This window comes from Pseudomonas sp. NPDC096917 (assembly GCF_044762555.1).
Classification (GTDB): Bacteria; Pseudomonadota; Gammaproteobacteria; order Pseudomonadales; family Pseudomonadaceae; genus Aquipseudomonas.
The window spans coordinates 1-1,003 of sequence record NZ_JBIWEO010000060.1; the positions used below are offsets into that span (position 1 = coordinate 1).

Annotated in this window: 2 protein-coding genes; both read left to right on the forward strand. The window is 51.9% G+C overall.

Annotation, left to right across the window (positions count from 1 at the left end; translation table 11 throughout):
* On the forward strand, nucleotides 1-741 hold a 741-nt coding region (locus ACIQYF_RS23765; RefSeq protein WP_402866746.1), incomplete at its 5' end, for an EF-Tu/IF-2/RF-3 family GTPase.
* 143 nt (nucleotides 742-884) lie between these two features.
* On the forward strand, nucleotides 885-1,003 hold a 119-nt coding region (locus ACIQYF_RS23770; RefSeq protein WP_402866749.1), incomplete at its 3' end, for a 30S ribosomal protein S10.

A 1,003-nucleotide genomic window follows, 5' to 3' on the forward strand; every position in this document is an offset into this window, starting at 1 on the left:
ATGGAAGTACGCGATCTGCTGAGCACTTACGACTTCCCAGGTGACGACACTCCGATCATCATCGGTTCTGCTCGTATGGCTCTGGAAGGTAAAGACGACAACGAAATGGGCACTACTGCCGTTCGTAAACTGGTTGAAACTCTGGATAGCTACATCCCAGAGCCAGTTCGTCTGACCGACAAGCCGTTCCTGATGCCAATCGAAGACGTATTCTCGATCTCTGGTCGCGGTACTGTTGTGACTGGTCGTATCGAGCGCGGTATCGTTCGCGTTCAAGATCCGCTGGAAATCGTTGGTCTGCGTGACACTACTGTTACCACCTGCACCGGCGTTGAAATGTTCCGTAAGCTGCTCGACGAAGGTCGTGCAGGCGAGAACTGCGGCGTTCTGTTGCGTGGCACCAAGCGTGACGACGTTGAGCGTGGTCAGGTTCTGGTTAAGCCAGGCACTGTTAAGCCTCACACCAAGTTCACCGCAGAAGTTTACGTTCTGAGCAAAGAAGAAGGCGGCCGTCACACTCCGTTCTTCAAAGGCTACCGTCCACAGTTCTACTTCCGTACTACTGACGTGACTGGTAACTGCGAGCTGCCAGAAGGCGTTGAAATGGTAATGCCAGGTGACAACATTCAAATGACTGTTACCCTGATCAAAACCATCGCAATGGAAGATGGTCTGCGTTTCGCTATCCGTGAAGGCGGTCGTACCGTCGGCGCTGGCGTCGTAGCCAAAATCATCGAGTAATCGATGATTGCATGAAAAAGCCCCCGCTCAGCGGGGGCTTTTTTTATTGAGTTGACACCTAGTGGGGTCGTCTATAGAATTGCGCCTCCTTTTAACGGGCGTATTGCGCTCGGTGGGAATAGCAATCTGGAGTCTGAAATCCAATGCAAAATCAGCAAATCCGTATCAGGTTGAAGGCTTTTGACCATCGCCTGATCGACCAATCAACCCAGGAAATCGTGGAAACCGCGAAACGTACTGGTGCTCAAGTGCGTGGTCCAAT